Annotated in this window: 12 protein-coding genes; 8 read left to right on the plus strand and 4 right to left on the minus strand. The window is 66.2% G+C overall.

The genetic code is table 11. The features are described from left to right. Positions 1–78: 78 nt before the first annotated feature. Complete coding sequence (locus LL964_RS19155) at positions 79–1,599, minus strand: YifB family Mg chelatase-like AAA ATPase (protein ID WP_104588874.1); 1,521 nt, start codon at positions 1,597–1,599, stop codon at positions 79–81. A gap of 14 nt (positions 1,600–1,613) precedes the next feature. Then, positions 1,614–1,898, minus strand: a complete 285-nt coding sequence (gene ubiK, locus LL964_RS19160; protein ID WP_104588875.1) for a ubiquinone biosynthesis accessory factor UbiK — start codon at positions 1,896–1,898, stop codon at positions 1,614–1,616. A 186-nt stretch (positions 1,899–2,084) separates the two neighbouring features. Between ubiK and LL964_RS19165 the strand changes: the two genes are divergently transcribed. After that, the gene (locus LL964_RS19165; protein WP_104588876.1) at positions 2,085–2,423 is read left to right on the plus strand and encodes a P-II family nitrogen regulator; all 339 of its coding nucleotides are present in this window, start codon (positions 2,085–2,087) and stop codon (positions 2,421–2,423) included. Between the two features lie 451 nt (positions 2,424–2,874). Next, positions 2,875–4,839, plus strand: a complete 1,965-nt coding sequence (locus LL964_RS19170; RefSeq protein WP_104588877.1) for a glycoside hydrolase family 84 protein — start codon at positions 2,875–2,877, stop codon at positions 4,837–4,839. A 240-nt stretch (positions 4,840–5,079) separates the two neighbouring features. Here LL964_RS19170 and LL964_RS19175 read toward each other — a convergent pair whose 3' ends face one another. Further along, positions 5,080–5,766 carry an RIO1 family regulatory kinase/ATPase domain-containing protein gene (locus tag LL964_RS19175; RefSeq protein ID WP_167395458.1) on the minus strand — a complete coding sequence of 229 codons (687 nt, stop codon included), beginning with the start codon at positions 5,764–5,766 and terminating at the stop codon, positions 5,080–5,082. A gap of 534 nt (positions 5,767–6,300) precedes the next feature. Between LL964_RS19175 and LL964_RS19180 the strand changes: the two genes are divergently transcribed. Next, positions 6,301–7,092, plus strand: coding sequence for a hypothetical protein (locus LL964_RS19180; protein WP_104588878.1), 792 nt, complete (start codon positions 6,301–6,303; stop codon positions 7,090–7,092). A gap of 99 nt (positions 7,093–7,191) precedes the next feature. Here LL964_RS19180 and speE read toward each other — a convergent pair whose 3' ends face one another. Continuing rightward, on the minus strand, positions 7,192–8,049 hold the full coding sequence (gene speE / locus LL964_RS19185) for a polyamine aminopropyltransferase (RefSeq protein WP_104588879.1): 858 nt from the start codon (positions 8,047–8,049) through the stop codon (positions 7,192–7,194). Between the two features lie 235 nt (positions 8,050–8,284). On the opposite strand from speE, the gene speA reads away from it, so the two are divergent. The 5 genes from speA (at position 8,285) to LL964_RS19210 (ending at position 17,596) form a co-directional block, all read left to right on the plus strand. Further along, entirely contained in the window at positions 8,285–10,171 is a 1,887-nt protein-coding gene (gene speA, locus LL964_RS19190) for an arginine decarboxylase (protein ID WP_104588880.1), read from the plus strand. Positions 10,172–10,320: 149 nt separating this feature from the next. Then, entirely contained in the window at positions 10,321–10,536 is a 216-nt protein-coding gene (locus LL964_RS19195) for a hypothetical protein (protein ID WP_146092452.1), read from the plus strand. A 520-nt stretch (positions 10,537–11,056) separates the two neighbouring features. Continuing rightward, positions 11,057–15,022, plus strand: coding sequence for an amino acid adenylation domain-containing protein (locus tag LL964_RS19200; protein ID WP_425478218.1), 3,966 nt, complete (start codon positions 11,057–11,059; stop codon positions 15,020–15,022). Next, positions 15,015–16,358, plus strand: a complete 1,344-nt coding sequence (locus LL964_RS19205; protein WP_104588882.1) for a glycosyltransferase — start codon at positions 15,015–15,017, stop codon at positions 16,356–16,358. Before LL964_RS19200 ends, LL964_RS19205 begins: the two co-directional genes overlap by 8 nt. 137 nt (positions 16,359–16,495) lie before the next feature. Further along, positions 16,496–17,596 (plus strand): acyltransferase family protein, encoded by a 1,101-nt coding sequence (locus LL964_RS19210; RefSeq protein ID WP_104588883.1) that lies wholly within the window; start codon positions 16,496–16,498, stop codon positions 17,594–17,596. Positions 17,597–17,648: the final 52 nt, after the last annotated feature.

Below are 17,648 nucleotides of genomic sequence, written 5' to 3' on the forward strand. Positions count from 1 at the left end.
GCCCCATGCCAGCCTCGGACACCAACCTCCCATCTCCAGGATCCACATCACACTGAACAACGTGGTGGGTTTACACAACTAGGCCGCGCTGGCGGTGCTGAGCGCGCGATCCAGCTTGCGGTAACCGATGGCTTCGGTGAGATGGCCCGTGGCGATCGCGGCACTGTCGTCCAGGTCGGCAATGGTGCGCGCCACCCGCAGGATGCGGTGCATCGAACGCGCGGACAGCTGCAGGTGCTCGATCGCGCGCTCCAGCAGCAGCTGGTCGTCGCCTTGCAGACGGCAGTGGCGGTCGGTCGCGGGCTGGTCGAGCTGTGCGTTGGGCAGGTCGCCACGCGCAAGCTGCCGCTGCCGCGCGGCGACCACGCGGGCACGCACGCTGGCGCTGTCTTCGCCGGGGTTGCCACTGCGCAGCGCCTGCGGTGGCAGGCGCGGGACTTCCACATGCAGGTCGATGCGATCCAGCAGCGGGCCGGAAATGCGGCTGCGGTAGCGGCGGATGCTGTCGCTGCTGCAGCGGCAACGCGCACTGCCATCCCCCGCCCAGCCGCAGGGACAGGGATTCATGGCTGCGACCAGCTGGAACCGCGCCGGGAAATCCACGCTGCGCGCGGCGCGTGAGATCGTGACCAAACCCGATTCCAGCGGCTCGCGCAGCACTTCCAGGGTCTGCCGTTGCCACTCGGGCAGTTCGTCCAGGAACAGCACGCCGTTGTGCGCCAGCGAGATCTCGCCGGGGCGCGGATGCGTGCCGCCGCCGACCAGGGCGACCGCGCTGGCGGTGTGGTGCGGTGCGCGATACGGACGCTGCCGCCAGCGGGCGAGATCCAGCCCGCGACCGCTGACCGAGCCGATGGCAGCGGTCTCCAGCGCTTCGGCATCGCTGGCGTCCGGCAGCAGGCCGGGCAGACGCGAGGCCAGCAAGGTCTTGCCGCAGCCGGGGCTGCCGACCAGTAGCAGGTGGTGACCGCCGGCTGCGGCGATCTCCAGTGCGCGGCGCGCATGCGGTTGGCCGCGCACGTCGGCCATGTCCGGCAGCGCGCGCGCGCCCGATGCGGGGGCTGCCAGTTCGGCTGCCGGCGCCGGCTGGCTGCCGTTGAGGGCCGCGCAGACCTCCAGCAGGGTGCGTGCGGTGAACGCCTGGCCATGCCCGGCAATGGCGGCCTCGGCGCCATTGGCCAGCGGCACGATCAGCCGTCGCCCCGCCTGTGCGGCGGCCAGGGCGGCCGGCAGCACGCCGTCGACGCCACGCAGCTCGCCGGTCAAGGCCAGCTCGCCGAGGAACTCGTACTCGGCCAGCGCCTGCCGGTCGATCTGCCCGCTGGCGGCCAGGATGCCGAGCGCGATCGGCAGGTCGAACCGACCGCCTTCCTTGGGCAGGTCCGCCGGCGCCAGGTTGATGGTGATGCGTCGGGCCGGAAACTCGAACTGCGCGCACAGCAGCGCGGCACGCACCCGTTCGCGCGATTCGCGCACCGCGGCTTCGGGCAGGCCCACGATCTGGGTGGAGGGTAGCCCCCCGGAGAGATGCACTTCCACCCGAACCTCAGGCGCGTGCACTCCCACGCGGGCACGGCTGTGCACCAGTGCCAGGCTCATGGTGGCGGCTCAGGTCAGACGGTGCCGGAATCGGGCGCCGCATTGGGCGGCGCACCGGTTGCGCGTGCTTCCAGCGCGGCCACCGCCTGCTCCAGCGCGTCGAGCTTTTCGCGCGTGCGTAGCAGTACCGCGCGCTGCACGTCGAATTCTTCGCGGGTGACCAGATCCAGTTTGCCCAGGCCGGCCTGCAAGGCCCCCTTGAACGTGCTTTGCAGTTCCTCGCGCGACTGGCGCAGGCCTGGCGGCACCAGGTCGCTGAGGCGGCGGGCGAGGTCGTCGAGCTGATTGAAATCGATCATGGTTGTCTCCGCAGGTCCGTGGAAAGCCTAATGCGGGCCGCACACACGGGACATCGGCAAGGCAGTCGGCAGGCGGTAAGAATAGTCCCATTCGGCTGTGGTCCGGGGTGGTGCAGCCGGCATGGATGAGTGTTGCGGCTGTCCACGCTATGCTGCGCGCCCTGTCATGCCGCTGGATCTGCACCAATGAAAATGATCATGGCCATCGTCAAACCGTTCAAGCTCGACGATGTGCGCGAAGCGCTCGCCGGTTGCGGGGTGGCGGGCATCACGGTGACCGAGGTGAAAGGCTTCGGGCGGCAGAAGGGCCACACCGAGCTGTATCGCGGCGCCGAGTACGTGGTCGACTTCCTGCCCAAGGTGAAGATCGAAGTGGCGGTGACCGACGATCAGGCCGAGCGTGTGGTCGAAGCCATTGTCGGTGCGGCGGGCACCGGCAAGATCGGCGACGGCAAGGTGTTTGTCTACGACCTGGGCAGTGTGGTGCGCATCCGCACCGGCGAGCTGGACGGCGACGCGCTGTAAGGCATCGGCCGGCAGCGCCTTCGGCCGACATTGCGCCGTTGGTCTTCAGGCGATTGGCCGATTGCTGCGATACCGCGTCCGTCGTCGCCCGATTGCCACGACGCGGCGCCATGCGCCCATGGTTGCAGCGTGGCGCGATGGTCACGCCTGGGCAGGCGGGATCCGGCCAGCGACGGCCAATGCAGCCGCGAGATGGTGCGCGGGGCGCAACGTCATCCGAGCAGCTGGTCCGCGACGGGCCGAGCGGTGCCGCGCTACGTGCGCACTCATACCATTTCAATACCGCAGATAGGATCCGGCATCTGAGGCCGGCATCGACGCAGGCGTCATGCCGCGATTCAGCATGTGGCTGAGCTTTAGGTCTAGATATCCCCGTGGCCGGGCCCGCTTGTCGCCACACGACGACTTGCCTACTCTAGGGCCTAATACCAATTAAATACCGGAGTTCGGGATGAAGCGACGCGATAGGAAGTCGGGCCTGCGCCCGCTCTCGGTCTGGCTGGCAGCGGGCCTGGCAGCGGCGACAGTCCCCGCACTGGCGCAGCCGGTCACCCAACCGGCGATCTTCCCCACGCCGGTCTCGATCATGCTGGAGGGCGGCACGGTCACGCTGGGTCAGTCGGTGGTACTGGTGGTGGCGCCGGGCGCAGATCCGGAGTCCGTCGCGTTGGTACGCCGCATCCTGGGGACGGCCGGCGTGACCAGGATCGCCACCGCAGCGCGCCTGCCAGCCACGTTCGACCGCCCGCACATCGTGATCGGCACCGGCGATGCGGCAGTGGTGCGCGAGGCGCTGGCGCGCAGCAAGGCCACCCAGGACACGCACAGCGAGGGCTATACCCTGACCAGCGCGGCGCTCGGCAGCGGGTTGATCACGCTGGCCGGCCACGATGGCGATGGGCTGTTCCATGCGGCGCAGACCCTGCGTCAGCTGGTCGAGCGGCCGGCGATCCCGACGCTCACGATCCAGGACCACCCGGCCATGCCCATCCGCGGCACGATCGAGGGCTTCTACGGCGCGCCATGGTCGATGAGCGATCGCAGCAAGCATATCGAGTTCCTGGCGCGCACCAAGGCCAATACCTACATCTACAGCCCCAAGGACGACCCGTATGCGCGCGACCGCTGGCGCGAGCCGTATCCGAAGGCGACCTTGCAGGCACTGGGCAAGCTGGCGGCCAGTGCCAAGCGCAATCACGTCGATTTCGTCTATGCGATCTCGCCGGGGCCGACGGTGTGCTTCTCCGATCCGTCAGATGCCAAGGCGCTGCTGCGCAAGTTCGACGCGTTCCGCGCGCTGGGCGTGCGCAGTTTCTACGTGGCGCTGGACGATATCGAATACACCAAATGGAACTGCGAGCGCGACAAGGCCACCTTCGGTGCATCCGGCGCGCAGGCGGCTGGCGTCGCGCAATCGTATCTGCTCAATCTGGTGCAGGCCGATCTGGTCGCGCGCCACGATGCGGCGTCTGAATTGATCATGGTGCCTACCGAATACTTCGATGCCAAGGAGAGCCCCTACAAGGAAGCGTTGCGCAAACACCTGGATCCGAAGATCGTGGTGCAATGGACCGGCACCGACGTGGTGCCGCCGGCCATCTCCATCCCGGATGCGCGTGCGGCCACCAAGGCGTTCGGTCGCAAGACGCTGTTGTGGGACAACTACCCGGTCAACGATTTCGAAACCTCGGCCGGGCGCCTGCTGATGGCGCCGTACGCGCGGCGCGAGGCCGGCCTGTCGGCCGAGTTGTCGGGCATCGTCTCCAACCCGATGAACCAGGAAGTGCCCAGCCGGGTCGCGGTGATGGGCCTGACCGCGTTCGCCTGGAACGACAAAGGCTACGACACGCAGCGCACCTGGCATGCGGCGGCGCGCGATCTGGCCGGCGGCGATGCGCGTGTCACTGCCGCATTGCTGACCTTCTTCGATACCCAGCACCTGGCACCGACCTTCGGCAGCCAGCCATGGCAGGAGCAGGCACCGCGGCTGAAGGCGGTACTCGACCATGTGCGCGAAGCGATCGCGCTGGGCGATGCCCCAGCGCGCACGCAGGCGCTTGCCGAGTTGGCGCGCACTGCCGAGGAGCTGGTGGCCGCCCCGCAACTCATCCGCGACGGCGTGGCCGACAAGGGCTTTGCGGAACAGTCGCGCCCGTGGCTGGAGGCGATGGAGGGCTGGGGCCGCGCGCTGCGGCAGACTGCGGCCGGCCTGGAGGCGGCCAACCGTGGCAGTACCGAGGCGCCGGCATTGTTTGCCGATGCGGCCGCATCCGCGACCAAGGCGGCAGCGATCCCCTCGATTCCCGGCGCTACGCGTTTCGGCGGGCCGGTCAAGATCGCTGACGGTGTGCTGGATCGGTTCGTGGCCGAAGCGCCGCACCTGATCGCCTATCGCGCGCCAGCGACGACGCCGTAGCGGCATGCTGCGTTGATGGAATACCGGTGCCTGTTCTCTGGCAGGCACCGGTGACGCTGATGCATCGCGCCTGAGGCAGTCGTACACCGCGGCCATTCGCTGCCCACGCCGTACACCCGGCCTGGCGCGGCACTGCGTGCTGTTTCATCACTGCTGGGCGCGATGCCGGCCGGGCGTTGCACCGTCCTGTGAAAGATCGCCTGGCCACGCCGCCGGCGCGTCTTGCATACATCGCGCAGATCAGTAGCGCGAATCCGCCTGATGCGCCGGCTGAGCCTCGCGCTTGAGACGGCGATACAGCCGCTTCCATCCAGCGCGGATAGCGCGCACCCAGCCCGGTTCGGCGCTGCGCGCGGCTTCGTCGGCGGTGGGTGCGATGCCGGCCAGGCGCTGGCGCATCTTCTGGAAATTGGCCACGTCGCTGCGCTGCAGCTGCCGGGCCAGAAGGCCGCGCCGCAGCCAGCGCGGAAATCGCCACGCCGAGGTGAAATCGATCAGGACCGGCACGCCGGCACTGACCACCACGTTGGTGCCATGCAGATCGTTATGGGTGATGCCGAAACCGTGCAGGCGGCGCAACGCCTGCTGCAACTGCTGGAACACCTCCTGGCCCACCACGGCACTGGCGCTGAGCGTGTCGCCGGGAATGAACTCCATGCCCAACGCCAGACCGCCCAGGGTGCCGAGCAACGCGGGCGCATGCCGCCACCCGTGCAGCCGGCGCAGCATGCCGGCTTCGTGGCGCACCATCAGCCGTGCGATCGGCGCCAGCAGGGTGCGGCGATAGCGGGTGTAGTCCTTGACCACCGCCAGTTGCCCATCCACGTGGGTGCGATAGACATCGGGTTCGAGCAGCCGGGTGCCCTGCTTGAGCAGGACGGGAGCGACGAGGTGCAGGCTGGAAGCGTCCAGCGGCCGGTGGTGCATGGCAGTTCTCCGGACGCTGGCGGCGCGGAGGTGTCACGCGTTACGCAGGTCCACGGTGATCGCTTGGGATCGGGATTGCGCAATTTTAAAACTTGGCGGTATTGAAATTACATTTGTTTAACAAATGAAGTATTCTGGATGTGGAACGGCTTTATCGATCAATGGCTTGGATCGGTTCTGCGTGTAGGGCTGCTCGGCGGGCCAGGCAGGTGCCCGGCGGTAGAGGTCGGCTGGTGTCGCGGTAGATGGTCGATCAGGCGCGCATAGAGCGGTTCCCGTGTATCTGCGGACATCACACCTCTTCTTGACAGGCATTGAGACTCCAGACACTGTGCGCGCTGCGGTCAGGGGGCTGCATCACGCGCGGAGGGCTGTGGCCATGAAGGCCTGGCTGCGCCAGTGTCATCGGCGACACCGCGTGCTGCGGGGACGCCCCCACGAGACGACGGCAACTGCGCCACTTCCCGACGCCCGTCAGGTTCGCCTGCGTGCGCAAGGATGCGGAACGATGGACGACTACTCAGGGGAAACGTGATGAAAAGGACTGCAACACTGCTATTGGCCTGCACGGCGCTTGGCGCCACGGCACAGGCCTCGGCGCAATCGCTTTCGCGCGGGTGGGATAGCTACCGCCAGCAGCAAAAGCAGCAGGCAAGCCAACAGAGTGCTGCCGCGCCGACGGTTCCGGCATCGACCACCACGCCGACCGCTACTGCCACGGCCCCAGCCGGGAGTGACGGGGGTGCATCCGGCGAGAGCGGCGGATTCACTACGGTGACGGCGCAAACACCCCCAGTGGCATCGTCGCCTGCGCCCGCCTACGCGGCAGCGACCCCGCGCGAAGAATCCCGCATCGACAGCGGTGCCTTCATCAGCGTGCAGCGCGGTAGAGCCGAGGTGTTCGATGGCTACAAGCAGGACATGCTCGGTCTAAGCGCAGGTTATCGCTGGCGCGCAGGCTCGGTGACCCTCATCGGACTGGAAGCATCGCTCGGTCGTCTGGACCGCGGCGAAAGCACGGACGATATCTTTATCCCGGCCGTGAAGTTTGGCGGCCTTGGTGGCACGGCGCGCTTCAACTTTGGTGATAGCCCGCTGTTTGCGATGGTGCGGCTTGGATCCTGGTACGCCGATGTCGCAGAGGCGAGCGAGGAAATCTACGGCGGCTACGCAGGCGTCGGCCTGGGCGTGGACCTGGGCAAATACGCCAGCGTGAGCGTGATGTACACGAACTATGTGTATGCCAACGATTACTACGACTATGGCGAAGACATCACCATCAATCGCGCCGAGGTGCTGAACGTGGGTGCCGAAGTCCGCTTCTGACCGGCGACACGGAATCGTGGATGCAGCAACGGGGCGGATGGCAACATCCGCCCCGTTGTGGTTCGAGCACTCCAGGCGCCTTGCAGCGCCGGTTCGTGCTTACTCGCCCAGCGCCTTGGCCACGAACGGCGGCGCCACCAGCACGCCGGTGTGCAGATGGGCGGTGTAGTACAGGGTGTCGAAGCCCTTGGACTGTGCATCGGCCTGGCGGAAGGCGAAATCGGCGCCTGCCTGCTTGCTGGTCATGGTCACGCTCCACCAGCCGGTGGGGTAGCACGGCTGCGGGAACGGCAGGGTCTTGAACGACTGGAAGCCGGCCTTGCCCATCTCGGTACGCATTTCGTTGATCAGGTCCAGCAGCGCCAGCGGCGACTCGGACTGTTGCACCAGGATGCCGTCGTCCTTCAACGCCTTGAAGCAGCTTTCGTAGAACGCCTTGTTGAACAGGCCTTCGGCCGGGCCGACCGGGTCGGTGGAATCGACGATCACGATATCCACGCTGCCGGCCGGGCAATTGGCCATGTAGGCCACGCCGTCGTCGAACAGCAGTTCGGCGCGCGCATCGTGGTTGGCATCGCACAGCTCGGGGAAGTACTTCTCCGACATGCGAGTGACCTGCTCGTCGATGTCGCACTGGGTGGCGCTTTCCACGCCCGGGTGCTTGAGCACCTCGCGCAGCGTGCCGCAGTCGCCGCCGCCGATGATCACCACGCGCTTGGGCGCGGGATGGGTGAACAGCGCCGGGTGGCTGATCATCTCGTGGTAGAAGAAGTTGTCGCGGCTGGTCAGCATCACCGCGCCGTCGATGAGCATCAGCTTGCCCCAGTCGGTGGTCTGGTAGATCTCGATCTTCTGGAACGGGGACTGCACCTCGTCCAGCTTGCCGCTGATGCGAAAGCCGATGGCCGAGCCGGTCGGCTGGAAGTGTTCGATGTACCAGTTGTCGTTGCTGCTCATGCGGACGTCCTAAACTAAAAGAAGCGGGCGGTTCCTTCTCCCGGCGGGAGAAGGTGGCGCGTAGCGCCGGATGAGGGTCGGGCGCAGCCCCGTGCAGCCAAACTGCGCAGCGGCTGACCCTTGCCCGGCCCCGATCCGACCAGGAGCGGGGCGTGAAGTCGGCGCGGATTGTAACGGACCCTCGGCATGCCAGGCGTTACAATTCACGCCCTTTTGCCCCAGCCGAGACAACGAAATGAGCGATTGGTCCCTCGACCAAGCCCGCAAGACCTACTCGATCCCGCACTGGGCCGACGGGTATTTCGATGTGAACGACGCCGGCCATGTGGTGGTCACCCCCACCGTCGACGGCCCGTCGGTGTCGCTGCCCGAAGTGGTGGATGCCGCGCGTGCGGCCGGGGCCAAGTTGCCGCTGCTGGTGCGGTTTCCGGACATCCTGGGCCAGCGCCTGGGCAAGCTGCAGGCGGCCTTCGCGCAGGCGCAGTCGGAGTGGGACTACGCCGGCGGCTACACCGCGGTGTATCCGATCAAGGTCAACCAGCACCGTGGCGTGGCCGGCACCCTGGCCGGCCATCATGGCGAGGGTTTCGGCCTGGAAGCAGGCAGCAAGCCCGAGCTGATGGCGGTGCTGGCACTTTCGCGCCCGGGCGGGCTGATCGTCTGCAACGGCTACAAGGACCGCGAATACATCCGCCTGGCGCTGATCGGCCGCAAGCTGGGCCTGCAGACCTTCATCGTCATCGAAAAACCCTCCGAGCTGACCCTGGTGCTGGAAGAGGCGCGCGCGCTGGACGTCAAGCCGGGCCTGGGCGTGCGCATGCGGCTGGCCTCGCTGGGCGCAGGCAAATGGCAGAACAGCGGCGGCGACAAGGCCAAGTTCGGCTTGTCGCCGCGCCAGGTGCTGGACCTGTGGAAGTCGCTGCGCGACACCGAGTACGCCGACAGCCTGAATCTGCTGCATTTCCACATGGGCTCGCAGATCTCCAACGTGCGCGATATCGCCAACGGCATGCGCGAGGCCACGCGCTATTTCGTGGAGCTCTCGCGTCTGGGCGCGAAGATCAGCCATGTGGACGTGGGCGGCGGCCTGGGCATCGACTACGAAGGCACGCGCTCGCGCAGCTATTGCTCGATCAACTACGGCCTGCATTCGTACGCCAGCAACATCGTGCAGCCGCTGGCCAGCGCCTGCGAAGAACATGGCCTGACCCCGCCGCGCATCGTCACCGAATGCGGCCGCGCGATGACCGCCCACCACGCGGTGCTGATCGCCAACGTCTCGGAAGTGGAGCAGGCGCCGGAGGGCCGCGTGCCCGACGCGCACGACGACGAGCCGGCCGCCATCCGCCATCTGCGCGAGATCCACGACGAACTGGATGTACGCCCGGCGGTGGAACTGCTCCAGGAGGCCCAGCATTTCCATGCCGAAGGCCTGAGCGCCTATGCGCTTGGCCAGATCGACCTGACCCATCGCGCGCGCATCGACGATCTGTTCTATGCCATCGCCCACGGTGTGCGTGCACGCTTGAGCTTCGACGAGAAGAGCCACCGCCCGGTGCTGGACGAGCTCAACGAGCGGCTGGTGGACAAGTACTTCGTCAACTTCAGCGTGTTCGAGTCGATTCCGGACGTGTGGGCGATCGACCAGGTGTTCCCGATCGTGCCGATCGAGCGCCTGAACGAGGCGCCGCAGCGCCGCGGCATCATCGCCGACATGACCTGCGACTCGGACGGCATGGTCAAGACCTATGTCGAAAACGAAAGCCTGGACAGCTCGCTGCCGCTGCACAGCCTCAACGCCGGCGAGAGCTACCGCATCGGGTTCTTCCTGGTCGGCGCCTACCAGGAAATCCTGGGCGATATCCATAACCTGTTCGGCGACACCGATGCGGTGGAAGTGGCCGTGGACGGGCAAGGCTATCGGATCGTGCAGCAACGGCGTGGCGACACCACCGATGTGATGCTCGATTACGTCGGCTATCACCTGGACACGTTGCGCGCGACCTATGCCGAGCGCATCGCTGCCGCGCAGCTGCCGCCGGAGCGCGCGCAGGAGCTGAGCGACGCGCTGGAAGCCGGGCTCACCGGTTACACCTATCTGTCGGACGAACCGCTGGGCTGATCGTGCAGGCGCTGCGGCATGCCGCAGCGCCACGTAGCGCAATACGATGGCGCAGAGGCCGCCGTCGATACGTTGGCAACATCGCTTGACAGCGGCGCAGTCGCACCACCGGCACCACGACTGGCTCTGGATGCCTCGCCGTTTCTTACATGTCTGTGTCGTTCGCCGGCCGTTACGGTCCTACGCATGTTGCTGACGCACATGGTGGCGGCGGGAAGAGCGGCCGAAACGGGACGGCACTCCATGCTTTACGCATCATGCAACCGCATTGTCAGCAGGCAATGCTGCTTACCGACAAGACGCAAACCCATTGCGCGATCGCCTGCCTGAAGCGCGCCATCTTTCCGCAGATGAATTTTTATTAAAATCATCTTGTGAATAAAACAATCAATAAATGTCGATAGCGAAATAGTCTTAGGTAGGTGTGCCTCAGGATATATCGCGTAAAGCGCGTGCCAGGCTCCACAGCGGACTTTATCGTCGACCTGGCACAGGACGTCCGTCGTTCGTCGGAAGCCGCGCTGGAGTGGGCGAATGTATGCATCCAGGACATCAGTTCAATCACATTTCAGTGAAAATTATTCGTGCGCCACTTGGGTTTCGTGATTTTTTGCACGGTTCCGACCTGCACGAATTGTTAATGTTGACTCAACACTTCGAAGAAGACACCTGTACGTCGGCGTTTCGATTGTGCGGATTTCCTGGTTGTAAGTCTCCATCGTGTATGGCCGGCAGCCGCCGATCGTCGGCGGTGTCTCTTAAATCTATCGCTTTTTTTCAGGGCAGGTGCTGATTCGGCATCCATCGACCACATGAAGGCCGATGGTGCGTCGACGGACTGTGCGCCACTTCAGAGGAATGCACGCAATGCAGATTGAAGCCTCCATGCCTGCCTTTCCCCTGACGCGTGCCCAGCGCGGTCTTTGGGTAGGCAGCAAAATGTATACCGACAACACCTTGATGTTATCGGAGGCGCTTGAGTTATTCGGACCGCTTGAACCGCAGGTGATCCTGCGCGCCAGTGCACAGGTCGCACGCGAGTTCGACACACTGCGGCTTTGCATTGCCGAGAAAAACGGATTGCCAGTGCAGATTGTGCTGCCTGAATACACCGGCACCATGCCTTACTTCAACGTCGCAGAGGATCCGGCACCGCGCAACGCGGCTGTGCACTGGGTCGAAGAGCAGATCCGTCAGCCGGAAGATTTGCGCAACGGGCCGCTCTGGTTTTGTGCCTTGTTCCGTCTTGGCGAGGATCATCACCTGTGGGTGCAGTACATGAGCCATCTGGTGATGGATGGCTATACCACGGCCATGGTGGCTCAGCGCGTGGCGGCGCTGTACCGCGCCTACCTGGTCGGCACTGAGCCGGAGGCTGCCGACTTCGCCAGTGCGACGGAATTGCCGGTGTTGGAACAGCAGTACCGTGATTCGGATCGTTATCAACGCGATCGCGCGTACTGGATGGAGCAATTGGCCGATTTGCCACCACCTGCAACGCTGGCGCGGCCGGGCAGTTACGAGATGGCCGGCTCGTTGCGTGGAACCGGGGAGTTCTCTGCGCGTCAGATGGCGAAATTGCGTGCGTTGGGCAGGCGCTACACCGTTAGCCTGCCGCAGATCCTGATTGCACTGGTGGCGGCCTATTACTACCGCCACACCGGCGCCGACGACCTGGTGTTTGCGATGCCGGTGAGCGGGCGTATCAATGCGCGTTATCGAAACACACCTGGAATGGTGGCGAATGTGGTCTACATCCGTCTGAAGATGCAACCGGAGCAGCCGATCCACGCACTGTTCACGCAGGTCTCCTCGGTGGTCAAGCATGCACTGCGCCATCAGCAATACCGCTTCGAAGACGTGCGTCGCGACATGGGGATTTTCGGAACCGAGCAGAAGATCGCGCGTCTGGCAGTGAATATCGAGGCTTTCGAATACGGCCTGCGCTTCGGCGATGCGTACGCGGTGCCGCACAATCTTTCCAATGGCCCCGCCGACGACCTGACCGTCTTCTGCTACGAGCGCGGCGATGGCGCTGCCCTGCGCTTCGATCTGGATGCCAATCCGGCGTTGTACGACAGCCACGAACTGGCTGAACATTGCCGCAGGTTGACCCGTCTGGTCGATGCCGTGCTGGCCGATCCGGAATGCGCGCTCGGCCAGGTCGATGTGCTGGGCGCCGAGGAGCGTCGGCGCCTGCTGCACACCTGGAACAACACCGCAGCGCCGCTGCCGGAACCGGCCACGCTATTGCATGGCATGCTGCAGCGCGCCGAGTTCATGCCCGCTGCGGTCGTGGTGCAGTACGACAGCCGCACGCTGGATTACGCCACGCTGTGCGAGCTGGCCTCGCGGGTTGCGGGGCAATGGGTCGCCGATGGCGTGCGTCCCGGCGATGTCGTCGCGGTCGCGCTGCCGCGCAGCGAGCACCTGCTGGTGGCGCTGCTGGCCATCATGTGGAGCGGTGCGGCGTATCTGCCGCTGGACCCGGAGAGCCCGGCTGTGCGCAACCGTCAGATGCTCGCCGATTCCGGCGCCATTGCGCTGGTGTGCGAGCCTGCGCTGTGCGAGCGCTATCTGATGGGGGGGATGGTCTGGCTGGACCCGCGCCCGGCGGTGTTGCCGGAAGCGATCGCACCGCTGGCCACGCCGGATGGCACGGCCTACGTGTTGTACACCTCCGGTTCGACCGGCGCGCCCAAGGGCGTGGAGATCAGCCATCGCAACCTGTTCAATTTCCTGCACGCCATGGAACACGAGTTGGCGCTGCGCCCACGCGACCGCGTACTGGCCGTCACCACCATCACCTTCGATATCGCCGGGCTGGAGTTGTACCTGCCGTTGCTGGTGGGCGCGCGCGTGGTCATCGCGCCGGCGGGGATCGGTCACGATCCGCGCGGCTTGGCGCGTCTGATCACCGACGCGCACGTCAGCCTGGTACAGGCCACGCCGTCGCTGTGGCGCATCCTGCTGGCCAACCAGGATCTTGCGCTGGATCGCCTGCATGCGCTGGTGGGGGGCGAGGCGCTGGTGCCGGAACTGGCCAGCCAGTTGCTGGGCCGGGTCGGGCGCCTGACCCAGCTGTACGGACCCACCGAGACCACCATCTGGTCGACCATCATGCCGCTGCAGTTGACCGATGCGGCGGCACCCCCGATCGGCAGGCCGCTGCTCAATACCCGCGTCTACGTACTCGATGCGCAACGGCAACCGCTGCCGACCGGTGCAATCGGCGAGTTGTATATCGGCGGTGCCGGCGTCGCCAAGGGCTATCGCGGGAAGCGGCAGCTGACCAGCGAGCGGTTCCTGCGCGATCCGTTCGCCGCCGACGGCAGCACCATGTACCGCACCGGCGACCGCGTGCGTCAACGCGACGATGGCCTGCTGGAATTCATCGGCCGAGCCGACGCACAGCTCAAGATCCGTGGTCATCGGGTGGAGCCGGCCGAGATCGAGAATGCGCTGTTGCTGCATGCCCAGGTGGCGCAGGTGGCGGTGGTGGCGCATAACGACGGCGATGCTACGGTGCAGCTGCTGGCTTATGTGGTGGGCAAGCATGGCACAGAGCCGTCGACCGACGCGCTGCGTGCCCATCTGCAGCAGTGCCTGCCGGCATCGATGATTCCAGGCCTGTGGGTGATGCTTCCGGCCTTGCCGCTGACAGCCAACGGCAAGTTGGACCGCCGCGCACTGCCGGCGCCGGGCGGCGTGCCTGCGCGTGCCAGAGTGGCGCCGCGCGATGCCCTGGAACGGCAGCTGGCGGAATTGCTACGCGAGGTGCTGGGCATCGCGGCAGTCGGTGTGGACGACAACTTCTTCGAGCTGGGCGGCGACTCGCTGCGCGCGGCGGAAATGGCCGCGCGCTTCCCGCAGTTGTTCGGTGTCGAACTCCCACTGGGCGCGTTGTTCGATGCCCCGACGATCGCCGGGCTGGCCGAGGCGATCAGGCGCAGTGCCCAGCCGGCCAACGATCCCCTGGGCGTGCTGTTGCCCTTGCGTGCAGGCACGCCGGGAGTCACACCCTTGTTCTGCATCCATCCGGTGATTGGGCTCGGCTGGTCGTATCTCACCCTGCTCGGTCAGCTCGACCCGCAATGGCCGGTCTACGCGTTGCAGTCGCCGGCATTGAGCGACCCGCAGCATCGTCCGGACAGCATCGAGGCGATTGCGCGCGACTACCTGGCCCGTCTGCGCAGCGTGCAGCCGCAGGGTCCGTACCGGCTGATCGGCTGGTCGCTGGGCGGGCTGATCGCCCACGCCATCGCGGCCGAGCTGCACGAACTTGGCGAAGAGGTCGAACTGCTGGCGATGCTGGACAGCTACCCGCATCTGGATCAGGCCGCTGCATTGCCGGAGTCGGAGAACGTGAGCGCATCGGTGCATGCGCTCGGCCTGACCCTGGGGCCCCATCAGCCGATGCCGACCACCATGGCCGAGCTGGCCAGCCTGCTATGCGATCACTACGGGCTGAACGCGTTGCCGGCCGTGCGCCAGTTGCTGGAGCAGCGCACCACGCTGCTGGGCGATCTGGGCGATGTGACCCAGCACCACCTGCATCTGGCGCGACGTCACCGGCCCCGGGCGTTGAACCAGGACGTACTGTTCATCGAAGCCAAGATCCGCATGAGCTCCGGTGGCGACGATGCGCGTTGGGTGGACTATCGGCCGCAGGCCTGGCGTCCTTACGTCCGTACGCTGCACCTGCATGGCTTGGACAGCGACCATCATTCGATGCTCTCGCCCACGCATTCGGCCAGGGTGTGTGCCTTGCTTCACGCCGCCGCCGCGCCAGCGTCGCGGCGCGATGGCAGCATCGCCACCGCCAGCGACGGGGTAGCCGAATATGCTTGAGATCCCGGCAAACGCCGCAGCCCATCGTCCGATCGTCATCGCCACTCTGGGCACCCACGGCGACGTGCGCCCGATCATCGCGCTGGGGCGTGGCCTGAGCGCGCGCGGCTACCCGGTGCGGGTGCTGACCAGCCGCAATTTCGAAGCGCTGATCCGTGCCAACGGGCTGGACTTCTTTCCGCTCAGTGGTGACCACCAGCAGCTGCTGCAGGGCAACCCGAGCGTGGCCGAGATGCGCGGCGGCTGGCGCGGCATGTGGACCAGCTTGCGCGCCCCGCTGCTGAGTTGGGCGCGCGACTGGGCCGAGCAGGGCCGCGCGGCCTGTGCCGATGCCGGGCTGATCCTGGGCGTGGGCAGCGCCAGCTTCCTGGCCCATAGCCTGGGGCAGGCCTATCGGCTGCCGGTGGCGTTCGCGCAACTGCAGCCGCTGACCGCCTCGCGGCATCTGCCGCTGATGGTGATGCCGACCGTGCGGTTTCCTGGGCGGGTGAGCGTGGCGCTGCATCACGTGGTGCGTTTTGCCGGCTGGCAACTGATGCGCCCGGTGCTCAACGACATCGTGCGGCCAGCCCTGGGCCTGCCGGCCTACCCGTGGCGTGGTCCGGATCGCAGCCGGCCACGGGTGATCTATGGCTACAGTTCGCAGTTGTGCCCACGCCCACCAGATTGGCCGCCCAGCGCGCAGGTCTGCGGTTTCTGGCAACTTCCGCAGCCGCGGTGGCAACCGCCGGCGGATCTGCAGGCATTTCTGCAGGCCGGGCCACCGCCGCTGTATATCGGCTTCGGCAGCATGACCAGCACCGACGCGGCGCAGCTCACCGCCACGGTCAAGGCGGCGGTGCGTCTGACCGGGCAGCGCGCCTTGCTGGCCAGCGGCTGGGGAGGCCTGGCGGCTGGGGAGACCGCTGCCGACGATGATGGCGGGCGCTTCTTCCATCTGGAACAGGCGCCACACGACTGGTTGTTTCCGCGCGTGGCGGTGGCGGTGCATCACGGCGGTGCAGGCACCACCGGCGCGGCACTGACGGCCGGTATCCCCTCGGTGGTGTTGCCGTTCGGATACGACCAACCGTTCTGGGCGCACTGCCTGGCCCAGCGTGGCGTGGCACCGCCGGCGCTCGCACGGGTGGGGTTGCGGCCGGAAACCCTGGCCGCTGCCATCCAGCAGGCGAGTGCGCCGGCCATGCGCGCTGCTGCACGCGCACTCGGTCAACGTATTGGGGACGAAGACGGTGTGCGCACGGCGATCGATCAGTTGGAGGCCTGGCAGCTGCTCGAACCGGCTTCTGCGCCATCCACAACCGTCGCACGGATCGAGCAGCACGCCGTCGCATAAACGGGGCACGCTGCGCATCAGGCCGCAGCGTTGGGAACGCGCACTGCAGCCGTGGGTGGCAGTGCGTCGTTGCCAGCGATGTGCTGTGCGCTACCGGCATACGGCACAATCGGGCTCCTCCGGTTGATCTCGCCCGCATGCGCTATCCCGCTCTGGATCTGTTGCGTGGCATCGCCATCGTCTGGGTAATGCTGTTCCATTCGTTCGTGGTCGGCGGGCTGGGGCCGGACTGGGCGTGGCTGTCGCGCTACGGCTGGATGGGGGTGGACCTGTTCTTCGTGTTGAGCGGCTTTTTGATCGGCAGCCAGGTACTCGTGCCGCTGGCGCGCGGGCAGCGTCTGGACTTCAAGGACTTCTACCTGCGGCGCGCGTTTCGCATCCTGCCGGCATTTTCGGTGGTGCTGCTCGTCTACATGGCATGGCCAGGATTTCGCGAAGCGCCCGGGCTGGCACCATGGTGGATGTTCGTCACCTTCACCTTGAATCTGTTGGTCGATTACGGCGGACAGGCCGCGTTTTCGCACGCCTGGTCGTTGTGTGTGGAAGAGCATTTCTATCTGGTGTTTCCGCTGCTGGCTACGCTGTTGCTGCGGCGCCCATCGGCTACCCGCTTCGTTGCCCTCTGCGTGGCCGTCGTGGTGGCCGGCATCGCCTTGCGCAGCAGCGTGTGGCTGCACAACACCGCGCTGGACCAGCTCGGCGGCGGGCAGCAGCGCAATTGGTTCGTCGAAGACCTCTACTACCCCACCTGGAACCGGCTGGACGGCTTGCTTGCCGGTGCCGTGCTGGCGGTGTTGAAGATGTTTCGTCCGCACACATGGCAGCGGCTGCAGCAGCGTGGCAATGCCTGTGCGCTTGCAGGCGTGGCCGTGCTGGCCTTGGCGATGTGGTTGTTTCGCGAGCGCACCGGCTTGCTCGGCAACGCGGTGGGCTGGCCGGTGCTCTCGTTCGGTCTGGCTCTGTTGGTGCTGGCGGGTACCGCGAGCGGGACTGTATTCGGCCGGCTGCAGGTGCCGGGCGCCGCCTGGGTGGCGGCGATCTCCTACAGCCTGTACCTGACCCACAAGGCGGTATTCCACCTCATCCAGCAGTGGTTCGGCCCAGCACTGGAGGGGCGTGGCCTGCTCGCGTTTGCTGCGTATGGCGGGGCGGCGCTGCTGGGTGGCGCAGTGCTGCATGACGCGGTGGAGCGCCCGTTCCTGCGGCTGCGCAAGCGGTACAGCAAGGCAACTGCATAAGCTAGCAATGGCTGATGCCGATGCGGTTCTTTGTGTCTGCGGTCCCCCGGCG

The organism is Xanthomonas melonis (assembly GCF_020783655.1).
Lineage (GTDB): Bacteria > Pseudomonadota > Gammaproteobacteria > Xanthomonadales > Xanthomonadaceae > Xanthomonas > Xanthomonas melonis.